Origin of the sequence: Sutcliffiella sp. FSL R7-0096 (assembly GCF_038595065.1) — a bacterium.
In the GTDB taxonomy this organism is placed as follows: domain Bacteria; phylum Bacillota; class Bacilli; order Bacillales; family Bacillaceae_I; genus Sutcliffiella_A.
In genome coordinates this window covers 3,753,834-3,772,400 of sequence record NZ_CP152003.1, presented here as the reverse complement: position 1 = coordinate 3,772,400, position 18,567 = coordinate 3,753,834, and the positions used below count along the sequence as shown (strand labels likewise).

Here is an 18,567-nt window from a genome sequence, read left to right as displayed (position 1 = left end):
AACAGCGGTGCTTAACAGAGCCTTTCGTTTTGTTTGTTAAGTTCATTGAGTTACGTTTGAGATGGTTAACCAATCTGTGAATTATCTTTTCGCAGGTGGCTGATAGGGTATAGCGCCTTCATCAGGATTTGTTTATTCTTCTCGGTGATTTCCTGTTTTCGTGGGATAGGTTTGTACAAATCTGCTTTATCCTCCCAAGTATCAGGTAAATCCACTGGTGATTGATCTTTCCATTCGTTTATCCAATCTTCTGACAAAGCACCTTGCACATCGTTCTTTTCGATCATCTCCAACCAGATATGAGACCATGCCCTTGGTACGACCCTCCAGATATCATAGCCCCCGCCACCAACTCCAATCCATCTGCCTTTGCAATGTTGATGGGCAATTTTATGAGCGAGCTTGGGTATCTCCCGGTACACCTTTATTGAAGTGGAAAGGTGGGTGAGAGGGTCATAGTAATGAGCGTCCGCGCCATTTTGGGTAAGGATGACATCAGGCTTAAAGAACTCGGCAATTTCTGTTAGTGATTGTTCGTACACTTCGAGGAAGGACTCATCTTCAGTGAAAGCGTCAATCGGGATATTAAAAGAATAACCGTAACCGTCCCCTTGACCACGCTCATTCACATTCCCCGTCCCAGGGAATAAATAGCGCCCGGTTTCATGGATGGACAGGGTGCAGACATCAGGATCCTCGTAAAACGCCCATTGTACACCATCACCATGATGGGCATCGGTGTCAACGTAAAGAACTCTGGCACCGTATTTTTCTTGAAGGTACTTGATGGCAACGGCCGTGTCGTTATATATACAAAAGCCGGATGCCTTGCCACGGAATCCGTGATGAAGGCCGCCACCAAGGTTTAATGCATGTTCCGACTTACCCGTCATTACCTGGTCGACTGCAGTTAAAGTCCCCCCCACAAGCAGAGCGCTTGCCTCATGCATGTTCGGGAAGATAGGGGTATCCTCCGTCCCAAGACCGTAGTTGTTTGCTTTTTCTTTGGGCAACTGCCCTTTTCCAGCCAATTTAACAGCTTCAATATAGCGCGGGTCATGCACCAACGCCAATTCCTCATCTGTTGCCATTCTGGGTGGAACAATATCCTGGAATGATAGAAACTTGCTTTTATGCAGCAAGTCATAGGTCAGTTTGACTCTCAGTTGATTGAATGGGTGATTTTCGCTGAACTTATAGGTTTGAAAATCATCCGAGTAGACAAAAACCGCTTTTTTCATGAAGTAACACCCGGTAAGTTCGGCCAAAGTACTTCATAGCCTTCCTCCTGTAAGTCATGGATGACTCCTGTAGGGTTCATCGTCTGTACGCGGAAGACGAGTATTTTAGACTGCTCATCCTGATGAGGGTAGACAAGCACACTTAGAATATTTAATTTCCTTTTGCTTAAAATGGAGGTCACTTCGGCCAATTTTCCAGCGATATTCTCCACCTTCACTTCAAATTGAGAAGCTGGTTGATTAGCCCCTGTCAATTGTACAAATGTATACAAAAGATCTGTTTCAGTGACAATTCCAACCAGTTTAGAATTCTGGACGATTGGAAGGCAGCCAATCTTATATTCATAAAATGTTGCTGCCACTTCCTCTACAAAGTCAAGAGGATGGCCGGTCAACAAGTTGGTCTTCATCACTTTTGAAAGAGGCTGCTGTAAATCTTCTTGGGTGCTGTTTCCATATAAGGCAGCCTGCAACCCATTTCTTACATCCCTATCTGAAATGATGCCGACCAATTGATGATTCGCATTTACAATCGGAATGTGGCGGATGCTTTTTTCTTCCATTAGAAGAAGTGCGCGTTCAACTGTATCCGTCGGGAGCAGTGTAAATACATCCTTCTTCATAATTCTTTCTACAATCATGGTCTTTCCTCCTTGTCAAACAAGTTCCGATTAAGACATCATATGCTAGTACATAAAGCGGTTGTGAAAGCGAAGTTGATCGAATTTCTGAACAGACTCCTGATCGATATTTTTACCGATACGTGCCATCAAGCAATTGGCTGGATGTGAGCTGATCTCTGGGTCATCCGTTGCATAATACTCCAATCCACCTGCATTCATCATCTTCTCCATTATTTTTCGATATTCCCAGACATTCAGGCCAGTACCTTTTAAATCCCAATGCCAGTAATATTCAGTAGTTATCACAATATAGTTTTCCATCATTTCATCCATCATCGAGACCTGTAACAAGGATTTCCCAACGGAGCTACCACGCACTTCCGGTACCACTTCAATGGCACCAAGCTCAATGAGGTTCTCCATCTTGCCTTCGGACCACCTCTCCATTGGATCCGGATACAAATAGGTCACATATCCAACAATGGTATCTTGTGTTCTTGCAATGATGATTCTGCCTTCTGGTAGCCCTGCAATTTCAATCAAGGCTTTACGTTGCTGCTCAGGAGGTCTAAATGCAACAAGATCTTTATGAAACTCATAGCTTGCCAGCTTCTCGGGAGTGACTGGCCCCTCTATGATCAAACGGCTGTTTCTTGTCTTGATTTCTTTGGCATTATACGTTTTTCTATGTTCCATCTAAATTCCCACCTACTTTTACCTACAAGAATAATAGTGAATCTCTAGCTATATTTTCTCATTTTACAGAAAAAACACAAGATAATTAAAACGCTTTCATCACGCTCTACCTCCAGTCTACTAGAAAATACGAAATTATTCATGTAATAATATCAATTTTTAAAAAATTGAGAAAAAACTCCATCTGTACTATAATAGAATTGTAGATTATACATAAGGGGTGTTTGTGGATGAAAGTGGAAGCGTTACCAGTAACGAAGGGGAACTACAATCTAGAAGACTATGAACAAACCTATCGTAGCTTTGATTGGTCAGAGGTGGAAAAGAACTTCAGCTTTGCCGAAACAGGAAGAGTCAATGTGGCATATGAAGCAATCGACCGCCATGCAGAATCTGCACGAAAAAATAAAGTGGCATTGTATTATCGTGATCCAGAACGTGATGAAAAGTACACGTTCAAGGAAATGAAAGAGATGTCCAACAAGGCGGGAAACATTTTAAAACAGACGTGTGATGTGGAAAAGGGAGACCGTGTCTTCATCTTTATGCCGCGCTCACCGGAATTATATTTTGCCGTTCTAGGGGCCATTAAGCTTGGTGCAATTGTCGGGCCACTATTTGAAGCGTTCATGGAAGGCGCTGTAAAAGATCGCTTGGAAGATAGTGAAGCAAAAGTGATCGTAACGACACCTGAACTTCTAAAAAGAATTCCTCTTGATGATCTTCCCGCATTGAAGCATGTGGTGCTTGTCGGGGAAGATGTGAAAGAGGAAGGTCCTTGTGTGGACTTCCTTTCCCGTATGAAAGAGGCGAGCAAAAAGCTTCAAGTGGAATGGGTAGAAAAGACTGATGGATTAGTCCTCCATTATACAAGTGGATCCACAGGTAAACCAAAAGGAGTGCTGCATGTGCATAATGCGATGGTGCAGCACTATCAGACGGCGAAATGGGTACTTGATCTGAAGGAAGAGGATGTGTACTGGTGTACTGCAGATCCAGGATGGGTGACAGGGACTGCTTATGGAATCTTCGGCCCTTGGCTAGTAGGGGCTTCCAATGTCATTGTGGGTGGCCGTTTCAGACCGGAAGCATGGTACGAAACAATCTCGGATTATGGCGTATCAGTATGGTATAGCGCGCCAACAGCATTCCGCATGCTGATGGGAGCAGGGGACGAAGTGGTGAAGAAGTATGATCTTTCCTCGCTTCGTCATATCCTGAGTGTCGGGGAGCCACTGAATCCTGAAGTTATCCGTTGGGGTGTGAAGGTGTTCAATTTGCGCGTCCATGATACATGGTGGATGACAGAAACAGGTGCACAACTCATATGCAACTATCCGTCCTTGGAGATAAAGCCAGGTTCCATGGGTAAACCGATTCCGGGTGTAGAAGCAGCAATTGTAGATGATCAAGGAAATGAATTGCCTCCATACCGCATGGGTAACCTTGCCATTAAAAAGGGCTGGCCGTCCATGATGCACACCATCTGGAACAATAAAGAAAAATATGAGTCTTATTTCATGCCTGGTGACTGGTATGTATCCGGCGACTCCGCTTATATGGATGAAGAAGGCTACTTCTGGTTCCAAGGCCGTATCGATGATGTTATCATGACATCTGGTGAGCGTGTTGGACCATTTGAAGTGGAAAGCAAGCTTGTCGAGCACCCTGCAGTAGCAGAAGCTGGTGTCATCGGTAAACCTGATCCAGTACGAGGAGAGATCATCAAGGCGTTCGTTGCCCTCCGTGACGGCCACACAGCAAGTGATGAGCTGAAAGAGGAGATTCGCCAATTTGTTAAACGAGGCCTCGCTGCACATGCGGCGCCACGTGAAATTGAATTCCGTGATAAGCTTCCGAAGACGCGAAGCGGTAAGATCATGCGTCGTGTGTTAAAAGCGTGGGAGCTGGATTTACCGACTGGTGATTTGTCTACGATGGAAGATTAATAAGACGAGTTTTGATGTAAACAACCTGCCGCTTTGCGGTGGGTTGTTGTTTTTTTAATTTGATTTTTTGAATATGCGGTGAGATGCAATGTGTCGAATTTTGTTGAAAGGTAGAAGGTGACTTAATAGTTGTAGAAGGTTTTCTCTAAAAGGTAGAAGGTCACATGAAAGTGGTAGAAACTATCCACTAAAGTGTAGAACATTCCTCCTTAATGGTAGAACAAAAAAAATATTCGACTTTTCGAAATTTCGTATTGCGAAATAAACTCCAACAAGAGTACTATAGATACAGAACATAGAGAATAGGGGAAGCCGCAATGGGAAAACATAGATTATTTTTATACACAAAAGCATTATCAGACTTCGGCTCTTTTATGGATTTGATAGTATTGAATGTAGTCGTTTATGCAGCAACAGGAAGCCCTGTCTGGTTGGCTGCAACGATGGCAGCCAGGACAATCGGTGGGGTACTGGCAAGCCTCGTAAGTGGAATTGCGGCAGATAAATGGAACAGGAAGACCATCATGCTTGTGACAGATATCTTGAGGGCGGGATTGATTCTCCTGTTGATACCTTTTCCGGATCCGGTTATGATCCTCGTGGTATCTGCTATGATCGGTTTTATCAATAGCTTTTTTATGGTCAGTTTCAGTGCAGAGGTTCCGCAAATATTCGGCCAGGACAAAATCATTGAAACCAATTCCCTTATTGCCAGATTGACATCGATTAGCCTTGTTACAGGCTTTATTGGCGCCGGGATTATTACGGAAGTGTTAGGATATAAATACACTTTGATGATTGATGCAGGGACCTATCTTTTATCGGGGGTTGTACTGTGGCGGATGAAATGGAACACAACAGAAACCAAGGCGAGCAAGGAGCTTGTCACAGGATTTAAAAATAGTCTATTGTCTATTATCAGGGATACGAAGGAAGTTTATAAATATTTAAAGATTGCACCGATGCTTCTTATGATCAACATCGTTTTTCTTGTCGGTGCTTTTGCAGGTAGTTCGCATAATCTGGGGATTCCCCTATTGGCAGAACAGATTAATGGGGAGCGTCAAAGCTTTTATTACGGCATGATTTGGGGTGTCTGGGGGATAGGTTCTGTTCTTGCAACTTACACCATTCCAAAATTAAAAATTATCAGGAGCGATAAGATTTATTCCGTATTTTTTTTATCGGCTATGTTCATGTCGCTCGGCTTCATAATTTTCTTATCTAATACAGTTGTCAGCGTCATTTTATTTTTCGCGTTTTTAACAGGGGTATTTGATGCGTGTTTTACCACGTTACATGCCAGTATCCTGCAAAAATCGGAAAATCACATTAGGGGCCGTGTTTTCGCAGTGGGAATGCTGTTGAAATCGTTAGGATTTGCACTGGGATTTGTCATTGCGCCACTATTATTGAAAGGATTCACAATGCCTCAGATGGTTTGGTTCCTTCATGGAACACTCATCACCACATCTCTTGTAGTCCTTATTGTGGCAAGCATATGGAGTAGTAAGAAGAAGCAGGAAGCGGCGTTGATGTAATTAAAAAGGCACTTGATCCTCTGGATCAAGTGCCTTCTTTAGATTCCTTGAAGGAAAAATCAATCTTCTTCGTCATCCCCGCTATCATCTGGTGGTGGATCTGTGGAATTATCGTCGCCACTTCCGCCGCCGTTTCCACCGCCACTGTTGCCGCCACCGTTGCCGCCGCCATTACCGCCACCATTGGAAGGTGGTTTTGGATCTGGCTTTGGTTTTGGTTTTGGCTTAGGTTCTTCTTTCTTGTCTGGATCTCCAAGCTTCACAGAGCTTGAAGGGGCCGACTCTTTGCCACTTGCATTAACGGCAGTGACATAGAAGAAACCAGATTTTTGTGATACATTTGTCGATAGATTTTTCCCTGCCTGCACAGCCGCAATCTTACTGGCAGAACTTGAACTGTTAGCTTTATAGTATACGTAATATCCGATAACGTCCTTTTGAGAGCTTGCGGACCATTTCAACGTGGAACCGGAAATGCTCACACCGCCAACTTGTCCAGGTGCTGAACTGTTGGATGGAAGTGGATCATTTGATAGTACGGTCAAGCCATCAAAGATCGAACTATTTGGCATGTACTTTGCCAGCTCTTCCATACTGCTGATTTGCAACTTCTTTAAGAAATCAGGTTTCAGCATTGGTCCTTCTTTTACAAACTCTCTAGGAGTGGAACTTAACGGCGCATACGCCACATCGCCAATTTGAACATATTTCCCTGTTGTCAGGCTGTCGTCCGTTCTGGTGGGAGCATATTTTGCATTGAATAGATCTTCTCCAACCAAGCCTGCCTTGCTACATAGATCGGATGGCAGCAATCCGGACAACTTACAATAGCTTCGTCGAACGATTCCGCCAGGCATTTGGAACTGTTCGGAAGGACCGATTAATTCAGGTTTGATGTCATAGGCTCCGTTCAGGAGTTGTGCCCACAATAATTGACTTCTCTTAGTAGGTGTCCGATCCCCGAGACTTCTTAAGACGTGGCGCTCATCATAACCCATCCACAGTCCGAAAGTGATGTTAGGATTAGAGCCCATCATCCAGATATCATGAGTATCTTGAGTAGTACCTGTTTTACCAGCCCAATCTGCACGGAATTGCAGATAATCCCTTGCAGGTATGGCAGTACCCCTTTTGAAGGTATCGCGCATTGTATCAATCATCAGGTAGGCTGTTTGTGGAGAATAGATCTCAACCGGCTCTACCTTGTGCTCATAGATGACATCGCCATCTTTTGTGGTGATGCTTTCAATTAAATACGGTTCTACGTAATTTCCTCCGTTTGCAAAAGTTACATAACCGGCAGTGTTCTCTTCTACACTTACTCCGACTGATGGGGATCCAAGTACAGCTGATATGTTCCCAGCATCGCCTTGTGTAAGCTTCGTGAAGTTTTGCTTGAATAGATAATCCATAGGACGTTGCGGCAGGATTTCCATATATCCGCGGATAGCTGCTAAGTTATGAGATAATGCCACGGATTCCCGAACCGTTTGTAATCCATTGAATCGATTGTTCCAGTTGTTAGGAGACCATGCATCCTGACCAGGAAGCTTAACAGTCAACGGTGTATCTGCAAGGATGCTACCAGGCTGTAAAGTTCCCATCTCATAGGCAGGTGCATATCCTAATAATGGTTTCATCGTGGAACCGTTATGACGCCATGTATTCGTTGCGAAGTTCAAATCCTTCAGCTTGAAATCGCGTCCTCCAACAAAACTGATGATTGCACCGGTTTTGTTGTCCATTAGCAAAGCCCCTACTTGCTCTGCGTTTCTAGCAACCAACTCCCCGGTATCTGGATCTTTTTCTTCTTCATAAGAGTAAACTTTAGTACCATCGAAATAAGGGAATTCTTGTGTTATCTCCCTCATTTTTGAATAGATATCTTTATCTATGGTAGTTTTGATGACATACCCTTTATGCCTTAAAGCGGTGTCTGCCAAAAGTTTATATTCTCTATACAATTCATCATTATTTTCTAGGTCTGTAATCTCGTATCCATCATTTAATGCTAGTTGCTCAGCAATGATTTCCTGTGCTCTTTCTTCTATTTCAAATGCTACATATGGGAATTCGTCAATGGCACTGTTTGTTGGACCTGTTAAATCCTTAGTAATATCATATGCCAGTGCTTCCTCGTATTGCTTGTCATCGATATGTCCCATCGTATGCATCCGGTGTAGAACATAGCGCATCCTTTCAAGGCCAGGCTCGAGTCCTTCCGGCGCTTTTACCTCTGCAGACCGAGTGAATGGAGTATAGGCAAAAGGACTTTGCGGCAAGCCAGCGATGAAAGCGGCCTGTGGAATAGTCAATTCGCCAATATCTACGCCAAAGATACCTTCTGCTGCTGTCTGCGCTCCTGCGATGTTTCTACCATTTGAATCCCTTCCGAATGGGGAAACATTCAGGTATGCTTCTAAAATCTCTTCTTTTGAAAAATAGTTCTCTAATCGAAGGGCAAGAAGAATCTCTTTTGCTTTACGATCAAAGGAGACTTCGTTTGTTAATACTTGGTTCTTGATTAATTGCTGTGTCAACGTGCTACCACCGGTTTGGTTGGCCGAATTTGTCACTTCTTGAACAATGGCACGTACAATCGCTTTGGGCACGACCCCTTCATGCTCGTAGAAATATTCATCCTCAGTGGAGATAAGCGCGTTGATTAAATGCTCTGAAACGTTATCCAGGGACACTTCTTCACGAAGTAGATCTGCACGATATTTTCCCAAATAGACGTCATCTGCAAAATACATTTCTGTAGATTCTTCATAGTTGTAAATGTTTGTTCTCATATCTTCATAAGAACGGATAGGCTCCTCCTTTACCAGTGCGGCAAAATAACCGGCACCGGCACCACCGGCGAAAGATACACCGATCAATCCGATAACGAGAAAAACAAGAATTAGATTCCACACTACTAAGTATGTAATGTTGGCTCCTTTTTTCGTCTTATTATTTACAAAAAACCGAAAAAAGGTCTGCGATTTTTCTTTGAACTTGTCGTAGTTTGACATAATTTATCTACCCCCCGGCAAATCATACTAATTATAGCATATTGAGGTTTTATAGCGACAAACTTTTTATTCCTTACCAAAATTTTCTTGAAGATTATATTGACATGAAACTCAGTTTTATGGTAAAAAGACTTTATATAAATTTTTGATTAGTTATAGAATGCGCTAAGACAGGAATAAGTAGTACAAATAGGCATGCTTAAAGAGAGCTGATGGTTGGTGAGAATCAGTACACCTGTTTGGATGAATTACCTCCTCGAGTATCTTTTGGGAACGGCCGCACTTTGGCTTAGTAGCAGAAGACGGTGAGAACCGTTACATTTTTGAGTGGGAAAGCGGCTATGTCTGCTTTTCAATTAGGGTGGTACCGCGTATAAACTCGTCCCTTCTTTTACAGAAGGGATGGGTTTTTTTGTTTATGTGCTGCTTAACACCGCTGATGCTCTCCGCAAACGGCTTCGCTTTCCGCGGGGCGACCTTGAGCCTTCTCACTTCGTTGCGGGGTCTCAACATTGTCGCTACTCTCCCGCTGGAGTCTGCGCCTTTTGCTCCGAGCATCAGCTAAGAATGTCGCATTTACATTAAAATTAAAAACCATAAAGGAGATTATATCATGAGTTTATTAGAGGATTTGCAGTTTAGAGGGTTAGTGAATCAGGTTACAGATGAAGAGGGTTTGACGAAGCTTTTATCTGAGGAAAAGGTGAAGTTGTACTCTGGATTTGACCCGACAGGCGACAGCTTGCATATCGGTCACTTGCTACCGATTCTTACATTAAGAAGATTCCAGCAGGAAGGGCACCATCCAATTGCGTTGGTAGGTGGAGCAACTGGATTAATCGGGGATCCTAGTGGAAAGAAAGCGGAACGTACATTGAATACATCCGATATCGTGGTGGAGTGGTCCAATCGTATTAAAGGCCAACTATCTCAATTTTTGGATTTTAAAGCGACTGATAATCCAGCAGTGATTGCAAACAACCATGACTGGATTGGGGAAATGAATGTTATCTCTTTCCTTCGTGACGTTGGAAAGAACTTTGGACTTAATTACATGCTTGCTAAGGATTCCGTTCAATCTCGAATTGACTCTGGAATCTCTTACACGGAGTTCAGTTACATGATTCTTCAATCCTTGGACTTCTTACATTTATACAGAGGCCAAAATTGTAAGCTACAAATTGGTGGAAGCGACCAATGGGGGAATATCACGGCAGGAATGGAGCTAATCCGTAAATCCGAAGAGAATGCCAAGGCATTTGGTCTGACGATTCCTCTTGTGACAAAAGCGGATGGCACGAAGTTCGGTAAAACGGAAGGCGGCGCAATCTGGTTAGATCGCGAGAAGACCTCTCCATACGAGTTCTACCAATTCTGGATTAATACAGATGACAGAGATGTTGTGAAATACTTGAAATTCTTTACGTTTTTGTCTCACGAAGAGATCGTGGAGCTTGAAAAAGAATTGCAAGAAGCACCGGAGAAACGTTCTGCACATAAACGCCTTGCAGAAGAAGTAACGAAATTGGTACATGGTGAGGCTGCTTTAGAACAAGCAATCCGCATCTCTAAAGCATTGTTCAGTGGATCCATTTCCGAACTTTCTGCTGATGAAATCAAGCAGGGCTTTGCAGATGTTCCTTCTTTTACAGTGGAAAATGATGATCAGCTTGCATTAGTGGAATTGTTGGTTGCAAGTAAGATTGCACCCTCTAAACGTCAAGCGCGTGAGGATATTACGAATGGTGCTATTTCTATCAATGGGGAGAAGGTTCAGGATCTTGCTTATGTGTTAGGTGAAAACGACCGCATTGAGGGGCAATTTACTGTTGTAAGAAGAGGGAAGAAGAAATACTTCCTTATTAAATACTAATCTTTTGGTTAAGGCTGTCCTTTGGGGCAGTTTTTTTTTTACACTCACAAATTGTTAGATGGTAAACTTGGTTATAAAGAGCTTAATAGGAGGGGATAGGTATTGTATCGAAAAGAGGTTTATGTGTTTGATAAAGACAAGCCGATTAAAGCTGTTATCCGAAATTATCAGGAAAAGGACTTTGCGCAAATGATTCGTGTACAGCAGGAGTGTTTTCCGCCACCATTTCCACCAGATCTGTGGTGGAACGAGGAACAGCTAAAGAATCATGTGAATTTGTTTCCGGAAGGGGCACTTTGTGTAGAAATTGATGGGGAGATTGCTGGATCAATGACTGGCTTACGTGTTAATTACTCCCCTGGTGAGCCTGATCATTCTTGGGAGCAAATTACGGATAACGGCTATATTCGTAACCACCAGTCTAATGGAAACACTTTGTATGTGGTGGATATCAGTGTCAGTCCAACTTACCGGAAACTTGGACTGGGGAAGTGGCTCATGCAATCTATGTATGAAGTGGTCATTCAGCTTGGGATGGAGCGCTTACTGGGTGGTGGGAGGATGCCGCATTATCATAAGTATGAGGATGAAATGTCAGCGGAAAGCTACCTTGAAAAAGTGGTGCGCGGCGACATCAAGGACCCTGTCATTACCTTCCTTTTACACTGTGGGAGGACCCCTGTTAAAGTGGCGAAAAACTACCTGGAAGATGAGGATTCACGTAACTATGCCACCTTAATGGAATGGAAGAATCCTTTTAGTTAGATAACCATTTTATGGTGAATGGTATATATCAGTTGATTGTAGTGAAAGGCGTCCAGGCTCCTCGAAAATGTTAGCGCATTTCTTCGTGCGATGTATCGCTGCGTAGCCTTCCTTGTTCTATGGGAGGAATGGACAGGTGAGACCTCGCAGGCTTGCCGAGGAGGCTCACGGACCGCCCACTGGAAAGCGAAGCGCCTGTAGCGGAAATCAACACTTTGGTGTAACCCTATTATTGAGCAATAAAAAAACAGGACGGAAAATTCCGTCCTGTTTTCAAGGTCATCACTATTAACGAGAGTAGAACTCAAACCTCTCCAAAACCCTTGTATTCATGGGGTTTCAAGGGCGACATTTGAAAACCTCCCCCAAAACCTCCCCCAATTAGAGACTCATAGCCTGTTCAAAAGCTTGGACAGACTCTTCTTCCAAGTCTTTGAATGAATGACCGTAAATATCTAAAATCATCTGTGGAGTATTACCCAGACGATCCGCAATAACCTTAATTGGTATTCGTTTACTTATTAAGATAGTTGCATGAGTATGACGTAATCCGTGTGGTGTGATTCTTTTTAGATTCGTTTTCTTTTGGATACGATCCATAGAATACTTGATGGTATTATCCGTTACTGGTGTGCCATTTTGATATGATACAAAGACATAGTCATCTTTTGTAGACCTTAAACCAAAAGAGAGTTTTGTTTCTTTACACCATTTACGATATAGTTTTAATTGGGCAACTAATTCCTCATCTATTAAAATGGTGCGGTAACTTCTTTTTGTTTTAGGTGAACGCACTCCTTTATTATCACGAGTGCGTTTAACTGTTATTGTTTTTCCTTCGAAATCTATATCTTCCCACTTTAGCCCCTGCGCTTCCCCTTTTCTTAAACCTGTATATGCCAGCAGAAAAATAAGAGAATAATTAGTGATATTATCTAGTTGCTTACTTGCAATAAGTAATTGCTTAAGCTCATTTGCAGTTAGAAAATTATCAGCAACTTCTTCGTTTTCAATAGTTATCTTATTAAAACGGTTCCTGGGTATAATCTCATCATCCACAGCTGCATTAATAGCAACTTTGAATAATCGGTGGAATAATTGCACAGTACTAGGTTTGTACTTTTTAAGTAGAACATTGATATAAACACGTTTGTAAGTAGTTTTATCTAGTTCTGCTAATTTGTATTTACCAAGTAGTGGTTTCATTTGATATTTAATGGCATTCGCTCTTTGTTCTTGAGAGGTTATTTTCCACCCGTTTTTATGTGTTTCGTACCACAAATCGAGCCATTCACCTACAGTAAGGTTGCTATTCTCAACCCTCTTGACCTCTCCATTGAGGATACCTGTTTTCACAGATAGTAAGGCCCTGTAAGCTTCATTCTCAGACTTAAATCCTTGTTTAGACTTCTCTTTGCGCTTACCTAGTTTGTCATAATATCGATGCCTAAAGCACCAAAGTTTTTCACCCTTAGAATTTGTGTAATGAAATAATTCTGGGTCCTTTTTAGATTTAATATGTTTCATATTATTCCCCTTTCTTGTGCGTGGACAGACGCTTTTATTGAGGGAAATTAATTAACCACCTCCTTAAATATTTCAACTCATCGGTATGCAGGTTACCCTGAATATAGTCTAAAAAGGTAGTAATTCTCTCTCTTTTGCTTCTTCTTTTTCTATCTCCCAACTTTCTAATAATTTTTGTTGAAAGAAAGTTGACTCATTCCCACACTTTACGCAATACCTAGCATTACCATCAAGTGTGGCATGACAACTTTCTTCTGTATAGAAATAACCACTATCAGTAGATTTTTCTGTAGTGGCGCATTTATTTACAAGAAAAGTTCCACATACTTTGCAATGCGAACCATCATAATGTAACTCTTCATTTCCGCACCTAGGACACTCCAAAGCTCTCCCTAGTTCGTCAACATCATAACCGTTATATTTCATTTCAATCAAACCTTTCTTGTTAGATAACCTATTAGATGAGCATATAGGACAAAAAATTGCTTCTTCATTAACACAATAGTACGAACATACTATGCATTGTTTCGAGTACAAGCATGAGTGTATATATGATGAAAAATGATGACGTTGAAATTGTATAAATTTAGATAGTGAATTTCTATAGTCATTTAAAAGGGTTTGTAATCTAACACTTGCTGCTTTACGAGATATCTCAAAGTAAGTTATAACATCGTCGATAGAATTAATTTTCAAATCTTTTACTACCATAACAGGAGCCAATATATTTCTTGCGAATGAATTAGCTTCATTCTCTAACACCTTATATTTTTTTTCAGTGAGAGTATTCCGCATTAAAATGGTTTCTTCAAAGTCCACAAGGTGATTCATGTAGATGTGTCCTATTTCATGCATAAGGGTAAATCTAATTCTTCCACGATTTTTGATTGTATTATTGTATGCTATGGTGTAATTAGTTCCATCATAAATTGTATATCCGTCTTCACTTTGAAAGGCTTCAATTATATCCTCAACCAAAACACCTTTTTCCCACGCTAACTCTGAATATGTAACCAAGCCCCATTTGTTGTTTTCTATTATTTGAAAGGGATCGATAGGAAAGGTTTTTATATCTTCTTGGATGAATAGGTTATTCACATGGACCATTACCTTGTTGTATCTAGCTGTACGAGGAAATATCATTCATCCAATGCCTTCTTTCCACGTTGTTTCATTGATTTGATAATGTCATCAAGCAGCGCTCTATTTTCAGGACCAAAATTTTGTATCTCCCTTGCTAATGACCTCACTTCGGGATCTATTTCCTCAGTTTTTCTTCCTAAAAGATAATCAGTAGAGACTCCAAAGTAGTCAGCTACTTTTTGTAACTTTTCTAAGCTTGGAGTTCTTTTTTTCCATTGATAAATTGTATTGTTAGGAAAACCCAAGTCTTCTTCTAATATTGTCACACTGATATTACGGTTTTTACAAAGCAATTTAATACGGTCTAACATAGTCATATTAACCATCCTTAATGCTTGAACAACTAAACTAACAAAAATATTAGTTTAAAAGGTTGACTTCTAACAAATCAGTTAGTATACTGTGTTCATAAGCAAGTTTATTAGCAAAAAGAGTACAAAAAAGACGACCTATTAAAATACAATTTTAAACGTTGGGGAACGGATGAATGTATTATTTACAGGCTTTTTAAGTCTTATTTATCTATGGGTTTATACTAACAAATACGTTAGTGTACGTCAATATCTTTTACGCGATTTGCTAATAAATTTGCTTACAAATAATTGTGTGAGGTGAACAATGTGCCCGAAACAGAAGAGGCTCGAGGAAAAATTCTTGAATATAAAGAGTGTAAAAACATTACTTATGAACAACTCGGATTAATGGTTAACAAAACACCAGTTTATGTTCAAGAGGTTTTAACAGGAAAGAAAGCAGGTCCTCGAGCGAATGAACTGATATTAAAAATTATACAGATGTTTGGAATAAGATAACTCACTTGTGAAAGAGTCGAAGTTAATCTTCACAATGGTCAGTTGAGCTAATGACTGAATGGAGGTGAAAGCTTTTGCCAATAGCAGAGTTAAGAATTGATGTGGATGAAAAAGAAGTAAAAGATTACATCAACAACAAGCTTGAACAAGCTATTCACGAATCGTTATTTATGTGGGATATCGACCAGATGGCAAAGAGAACTTGCATGAGTAAGTCGTTCTTGGAAAATGAGTTTCTCCACGATCCACGAATGAAGTTCCTGGAGCGAAGGAAAGAAAAGGGGAAACGCTTCTGGTTCTATGAAGAATCAAAAAATGCAATGAAGCAGATTATGGATGAATGGTAGAAAAAAGCGTGGACAGACGCTTATTTAACTCCTCAGTTGGAACAATAAGAAAAATAAAAACTGAGGTGGCAACATGGATAAATTTATTAACATTCAGATTAACGAAAAGCTAGTAAAAGAAATGCTTAATGATAAGTTAGAATGCCATTTAAAACAACTTGAGAGTAGATTTACATTCTGGGATATGAAAGAGCTTTGCCGACAAACTTGCATGAGCGAAAACAGTATTAAGGAAAAGTTCTTTTACGATGAAAGATTTCCAAAAAGGAGAGTGGGGGGGAAGTGGTACTTTCCAGTAGTAGCTACCACAGATTTCTTACTAACCTGGCTATCAGAACAACCAAACAAATAGGAGGAATTCAATGCTAGAAAATCATTTGGTCTATATAATCCGCCAGCTGCAGAATCAACTGGTTGATATCTACTCCGGAATTAACGCTTGTGATTCAGACCTAGAAAGCGTAAAAAAAGAGCTAGAAACTGTCATTCTTTCCATAGATCGCGAGAACCCTTCTTATGACTTCGGAGGGGATTGAAATAAACCACTTATTGATTATTACACTTTCACTGATTTCATGCACAGGAACTCTAATATTTACCTATCTCATTTATAAGCAAGATAAACAGGGCTAACCACCCTACTTTTTTTGGCCCTACTGGCGAAATTTTGTGCTGAATGGAGTCGTAATGAAAGAAAAATGAAATTAATTGTCACTAGATGGAAAATTGATGTCGAAGGAGAGCCGATTATGAACGGATTGAAAATATTTAACAACGGGATGTTTGAGGTCGCAGTCACACTTGAAAACGGTGAAGTTTTATTTGAGTTAGAACAACTCGTAAAAAATTTAGGTTTTGAAAGAGTGGAGTACAAAAACGGAAAAGAATACAAGTCAATTAGATGGGAACGTGTTGAGAAGTATTTGAAAGAAGTTGGTTTCGCCCAAGTGTGGGCGAAAGATAGTTTGATACCTGAAAGCATAGCCTATCTACTTTCCTTTAAAGGTGAATCCAAAGATGCCGTCAAGTTCCAAAAATGGTTGGCAACCGAAGTTATCCCTGTAATTCGAAAACATGGTGGTTATCTAACACCTGAAAAAGTAGAAGAAGCATTGCTCAACCCAGACACACTAATCAAACTTGCAACGAACTTGAAAGAAGAGCGTGAGAAGAGAAAGGCTGCTGAACTACTTATTGCAGAAAAAAATAATACAATCGCTACGCAATTAAAAAACCTTAAAGAACAGCGCCCAAAAGTTATATTTGCGGATGCTGTAGGAGCTTCCAAAACTTCTATTTTAGTTGGTGAGCTGGCAAAGCTTTTGAAACAGAATGGAATTGAAACAGGCCAGAAAAGACTGTTTCATTGGCTAAGAGAGAAAGGCTATTTAATTAAGCGTAAAGGAACTGACTTCAACATGCCTACCCAGCGGAGTATGGAACTAGAGCTTTTTGAAATTAAAGAAACGTCCATTACACATAACGACGGACATATTAGTATCAGCAAAACCCCAAAGGTTACAGGGAAAGGCCAGTTATATTTCATTAACAAATTTTTACTAGAAAATAAGATGCTGGAGGTCAATTGAATGAAAATCTCATTTTATATAAGAATGTTAGGTAATGCGTCCAGATTAGCTATTAAGCAAGAACAAAATGGTGAAACTATTAAGTTAGATACTTTAAAGAAAATGATTTTATCTGGCGTGAGAATTGTAAATGCAAAAAGCGACAACGAGGGATCAAAAACGTTAACACAAGATCATCAGTTTATTGCTAGCATAAAATTCTTAATTAGCACGCTAACACCAGCTGAGTTCCAAAATATATTTCCAATTACTAAAGAATATGATGGGGAAAAATACGGGATTAAAGACTATTACACTACAAAAAAATACATCAGTGAAATCGGAGAAAATGCTGAAATAGGTGACAATATTTTTGAGTTTTTATGGGAGTACCATAACTGGGAGATTTGTAATTTCGTAGTTAATGAACTTACAGCAATCAGTGAACTAAGAAAATTAAATGGAAAAAGAGGATTAGCAGAGGAATTCTTTGAGGATCATGGTCTTCCTACTTATATTTTATCAGAAGCCAATGGGAAACAATTCCTTACAAACAACATTACAGGAGATACTCTACTAGTAAAGAAGCCTAAGCCAAAATATCTAAGTATCGTGCATGGAGGTAAGTCATCATGAACTTACATACAAAGGTGCACCCGAACGATTTAAGACAGGCTATCAATTTATATGAATGTTGTTTTAGCTGCTTGAACAGAGCGCGAATGGAAATGTATCGTGACAATCTGGATGAAAGTGAACGTTGGATGATTGAGTTTCAGCGATGTAAGAAAGAGCTGGATCAACTGATGGAGAAAAAGAAGTTGAAAGACCGAATGGAGAAATTGGTTAAGGATATGCAAGAACAAGGATATAAAGTTGAAATTCAAGTTTGGAAAGGGAGAAGTGAATATGCAAATTAGTAAAGAGCTTTTGAATTATGTAGCCGATGGAGATGCACATATCAAATTGGAGTCAGTCAAGCATTCTACGAATCTACGGGAGATTGTCACCGTGGAATATATGGTAAATCACTACAATCCAGAGGAATAAAAAAAGAGCAGCTAAGTGTAACCAACACTTAATATGCTACTCTAGGATATGGAATTTTATTTTAACACATACATTGTGTTCCGGCAATCTGTTTTGCCGGGCTGAGTACGAGGTCTTTGTTCCCCCTTTTCAAAGCCCCCTTGTACTTGGCCCGGTGCAACAGAGAGCACCAAAATACATAAGGAAGGAGGTCAAGGATGGAACATCCTAAAATAACAAAGCTAGAGAAAGTAGGTCTACCAGAAAACAGGATCTATGGTACTGATGCATGTGGTGATGAAGTGTTTGAAGGAGATTACATTCTTGAGCATGACGGTGAATTGATCCTGGAGTGTAATGCTATGGATTACCTAGTGGACATTCTTGGAGCAGTAAGAAAGACGGCAGGAAAATAAAAGATCCGTGCTGGAACACG

20 protein-coding genes and 1 other annotated feature are annotated in these 18,567 nt (G+C 40.6%); of the genes, 13 read left to right on the top strand and 7 right to left on the bottom strand.

The genetic code is table 11. The features are described from left to right. Positions 1-65 precede the first annotated feature (65 nt). The 3 genes from MKY77_RS19390 to MKY77_RS19380 are packed head-to-tail and all read right to left on the bottom strand — an operon-like array spanning position 66 to position 2,560. Positions 66-1,241 carry an acetoin utilization protein AcuC gene (locus MKY77_RS19390; RefSeq protein ID WP_339147288.1) on the bottom strand — a complete coding sequence of 392 codons (1,176 nt, stop codon included), beginning with the start codon at positions 1,239-1,241 and terminating at the stop codon, positions 66-68. After that, entirely contained in the window at positions 1,238-1,882 is a 645-nt protein-coding gene (locus tag MKY77_RS19385) for an acetoin utilization AcuB family protein (protein ID WP_339147287.1), read from the bottom strand. Before MKY77_RS19385 ends, MKY77_RS19390 begins: the two co-directional genes overlap by 4 nt. A 45-nt stretch (positions 1,883-1,927) precedes the next feature. Further along, positions 1,928-2,560, bottom strand: a complete 633-nt coding sequence (locus MKY77_RS19380) for a GNAT family N-acetyltransferase (protein ID WP_339147286.1) — start codon at positions 2,558-2,560, stop codon at positions 1,928-1,930. Between the two features lie 230 nt (positions 2,561-2,790). Here MKY77_RS19380 and acsA point away from each other — a divergent pair, with 230 nt between their 5' ends. Together acsA and MKY77_RS19370 are read left to right on the top strand one after the other, a co-directional pair. Beyond that, on the top strand, positions 2,791-4,509 hold the full coding sequence (acsA, locus tag MKY77_RS19375) for an acetate--CoA ligase (RefSeq protein ID WP_339147285.1): 1,719 nt from the start codon (positions 2,791-2,793) through the stop codon (positions 4,507-4,509). Between the two features lie 317 nt (positions 4,510-4,826). Continuing rightward, positions 4,827-6,050 (top strand): MFS transporter, encoded by a 1,224-nt coding sequence (locus tag MKY77_RS19370; RefSeq protein WP_339147284.1) that lies wholly within the window; start codon positions 4,827-4,829, stop codon positions 6,048-6,050. Between the two features lie 59 nt (positions 6,051-6,109). Here MKY77_RS19370 and MKY77_RS19365 read toward each other — a convergent pair whose 3' ends face one another. Beyond that, on the bottom strand, positions 6,110-9,067 hold the full coding sequence (locus MKY77_RS19365; protein WP_339147283.1) for a transglycosylase domain-containing protein: 2,958 nt from the start codon (positions 9,065-9,067) through the stop codon (positions 6,110-6,112). Between the two features lie 158 nt (positions 9,068-9,225). After that, positions 9,226-9,457 (top strand) — a binding site (T-box leader). A 220-nt stretch (positions 9,458-9,677) separates the two neighbouring features. Here MKY77_RS19365 and tyrS point away from each other — a divergent pair. Both tyrS and MKY77_RS19355 read left to right on the top strand, forming a co-directional pair. After that, positions 9,678-10,940, top strand: coding sequence for a tyrosine--tRNA ligase (tyrS, locus tag MKY77_RS19360; RefSeq protein ID WP_339149862.1), 1,263 nt, complete (start codon positions 9,678-9,680; stop codon positions 10,938-10,940). Positions 10,941-11,042: 102 nt separating this feature from the next. Further along, positions 11,043-11,705, top strand: a complete 663-nt coding sequence (locus tag MKY77_RS19355) for a GNAT family N-acetyltransferase (protein ID WP_339147281.1) — start codon at positions 11,043-11,045, stop codon at positions 11,703-11,705. Between the two features lie 381 nt (positions 11,706-12,086). On the opposite strand, the gene MKY77_RS19350 is transcribed toward MKY77_RS19355, so the two are convergent. From MKY77_RS19350 to MKY77_RS19340, 3 genes are all read right to left on the bottom strand, one after another. Beyond that, the gene (locus MKY77_RS19350) at positions 12,087-13,232 is read right to left on the bottom strand and encodes a tyrosine-type recombinase/integrase (RefSeq protein WP_342515450.1); all 1,146 of its coding nucleotides are present in this window, start codon (positions 13,230-13,232) and stop codon (positions 12,087-12,089) included. A gap of 108 nt (positions 13,233-13,340) precedes the next feature. Continuing rightward, complete coding sequence (locus MKY77_RS19345) at positions 13,341-14,375, bottom strand: ImmA/IrrE family metallo-endopeptidase (RefSeq protein ID WP_342515449.1); 1,035 nt, start codon at positions 14,373-14,375, stop codon at positions 13,341-13,343. Further along, positions 14,372-14,692: a helix-turn-helix transcriptional regulator gene (locus tag MKY77_RS19340; protein WP_342515448.1), complete on the bottom strand. Its 321-nt coding sequence runs from the start codon at positions 14,690-14,692 to the stop codon at positions 14,372-14,374. Before MKY77_RS19340 ends, MKY77_RS19345 begins: the two co-directional genes overlap by 4 nt. Positions 14,693-14,995: 303 nt before the next feature. Between MKY77_RS19340 and MKY77_RS19335 the strand changes: the two genes are divergently transcribed. The 9 genes from MKY77_RS19335 to MKY77_RS19295 all read left to right on the top strand — a co-directional run bounded on the left by MKY77_RS19335 (position 14,996) and on the right by MKY77_RS19295 (position 18,547). After that, the gene (locus tag MKY77_RS19335; protein WP_342515447.1) at positions 14,996-15,187 is read left to right on the top strand and encodes a hypothetical protein; all 192 of its coding nucleotides are present in this window, start codon (positions 14,996-14,998) and stop codon (positions 15,185-15,187) included. Positions 15,188-15,261: 74 nt separating this feature from the next. Beyond that, positions 15,262-15,534 (top strand): hypothetical protein, encoded by a 273-nt coding sequence (locus MKY77_RS19330; protein WP_342515446.1) that lies wholly within the window; start codon positions 15,262-15,264, stop codon positions 15,532-15,534. Between the two features lie 73 nt (positions 15,535-15,607). Next, a complete protein-coding gene (locus MKY77_RS19325; protein ID WP_342515445.1) occupies positions 15,608-15,886 on the top strand; it encodes a hypothetical protein in 279 nt (92 codons plus the stop codon). Between the two features lie 10 nt (positions 15,887-15,896). After that, a complete protein-coding gene (locus MKY77_RS19320; protein WP_342515444.1) occupies positions 15,897-16,070 on the top strand; it encodes a hypothetical protein in 174 nt (57 codons plus the stop codon). Positions 16,071-16,232: 162 nt separating this feature from the next. Next, entirely contained in the window at positions 16,233-17,123 is an 891-nt protein-coding gene (locus MKY77_RS19315) for a phage antirepressor KilAC domain-containing protein (protein ID WP_342515443.1), read from the top strand. After that, entirely contained in the window at positions 17,124-17,738 is a 615-nt protein-coding gene (locus MKY77_RS19310) for a hypothetical protein (protein ID WP_342515442.1), read from the top strand. Next, positions 17,735-18,022, top strand: coding sequence for a hypothetical protein (locus MKY77_RS19305; RefSeq protein ID WP_342515441.1), 288 nt, complete (start codon positions 17,735-17,737; stop codon positions 18,020-18,022). Before MKY77_RS19310 ends, MKY77_RS19305 begins: the two co-directional genes overlap by 4 nt. Further along, positions 18,012-18,152 carry a hypothetical protein gene (locus MKY77_RS19300; protein WP_342515440.1) on the top strand — a complete coding sequence of 47 codons (141 nt, stop codon included), beginning with the start codon at positions 18,012-18,014 and terminating at the stop codon, positions 18,150-18,152. The genes MKY77_RS19305 and MKY77_RS19300 overlap by 11 nt, the downstream gene beginning before the upstream one ends. A 197-nt stretch (positions 18,153-18,349) precedes the next feature. Continuing rightward, positions 18,350-18,547, top strand: a complete 198-nt coding sequence (locus MKY77_RS19295) for a hypothetical protein (protein ID WP_342515439.1) — start codon at positions 18,350-18,352, stop codon at positions 18,545-18,547. Positions 18,548-18,567: the final 20 nt, after the last annotated feature.

Excerpts from the sequence above, each read along its gene's own strand:
- MKY77_RS19390 (WP_339147288.1), bottom strand. The coding sequence starts at position 1,241 with ATGAAAAAAGCGGTTTTTGTCTACTCGGATGATTTTCAAACCTATAAG.
- MKY77_RS19385 (WP_339147287.1), bottom strand. The coding sequence starts at position 1,882 with ATGATTGTAGAAAGAATTATGAAGAAGGATGTATTTACACTGCTCCCG.
- MKY77_RS19380 (WP_339147286.1), bottom strand. The coding sequence starts at position 2,560 with ATGGAACATAGAAAAACGTATAATGCCAAAGAAATCAAGACAAGAAAC.
- acsA (WP_339147285.1), top strand. The coding sequence starts at position 2,791 with ATGAAAGTGGAAGCGTTACCAGTAACGAAGGGGAACTACAATCTAGAA.
- MKY77_RS19370 (WP_339147284.1), top strand. The coding sequence starts at position 4,827 with ATGGGAAAACATAGATTATTTTTATACACAAAAGCATTATCAGACTTC.
- MKY77_RS19365 (WP_339147283.1), bottom strand. The coding sequence starts at position 9,067 with ATGTCAAACTACGACAAGTTCAAAGAAAAATCGCAGACCTTTTTTCGG.
- MKY77_RS19350 (WP_342515450.1), bottom strand. The coding sequence starts at position 13,232 with ATGAAACATATTAAATCTAAAAAGGACCCAGAATTATTTCATTACACA.
- MKY77_RS19345 (WP_342515449.1), bottom strand. The coding sequence starts at position 14,375 with ATGATATTTCCTCGTACAGCTAGATACAACAAGGTAATGGTCCATGTG.
- MKY77_RS19340 (WP_342515448.1), bottom strand. The coding sequence starts at position 14,692 with ATGACTATGTTAGACCGTATTAAATTGCTTTGTAAAAACCGTAATATC.
- MKY77_RS19325 (WP_342515445.1), top strand. The coding sequence starts at position 15,608 with ATGGATAAATTTATTAACATTCAGATTAACGAAAAGCTAGTAAAAGAA.
- MKY77_RS19320 (WP_342515444.1), top strand. The coding sequence starts at position 15,897 with ATGCTAGAAAATCATTTGGTCTATATAATCCGCCAGCTGCAGAATCAA.
- MKY77_RS19315 (WP_342515443.1), top strand. The coding sequence starts at position 16,233 with ATGAAATTAATTGTCACTAGATGGAAAATTGATGTCGAAGGAGAGCCG.
- MKY77_RS19310 (WP_342515442.1), top strand. The coding sequence starts at position 17,124 with ATGAAAATCTCATTTTATATAAGAATGTTAGGTAATGCGTCCAGATTA.
- MKY77_RS19305 (WP_342515441.1), top strand. The coding sequence starts at position 17,735 with ATGAACTTACATACAAAGGTGCACCCGAACGATTTAAGACAGGCTATC.
- MKY77_RS19300 (WP_342515440.1), top strand. The coding sequence starts at position 18,012 with ATGCAAATTAGTAAAGAGCTTTTGAATTATGTAGCCGATGGAGATGCA.
- MKY77_RS19295 (WP_342515439.1), top strand. The coding sequence starts at position 18,350 with ATGGAACATCCTAAAATAACAAAGCTAGAGAAAGTAGGTCTACCAGAA.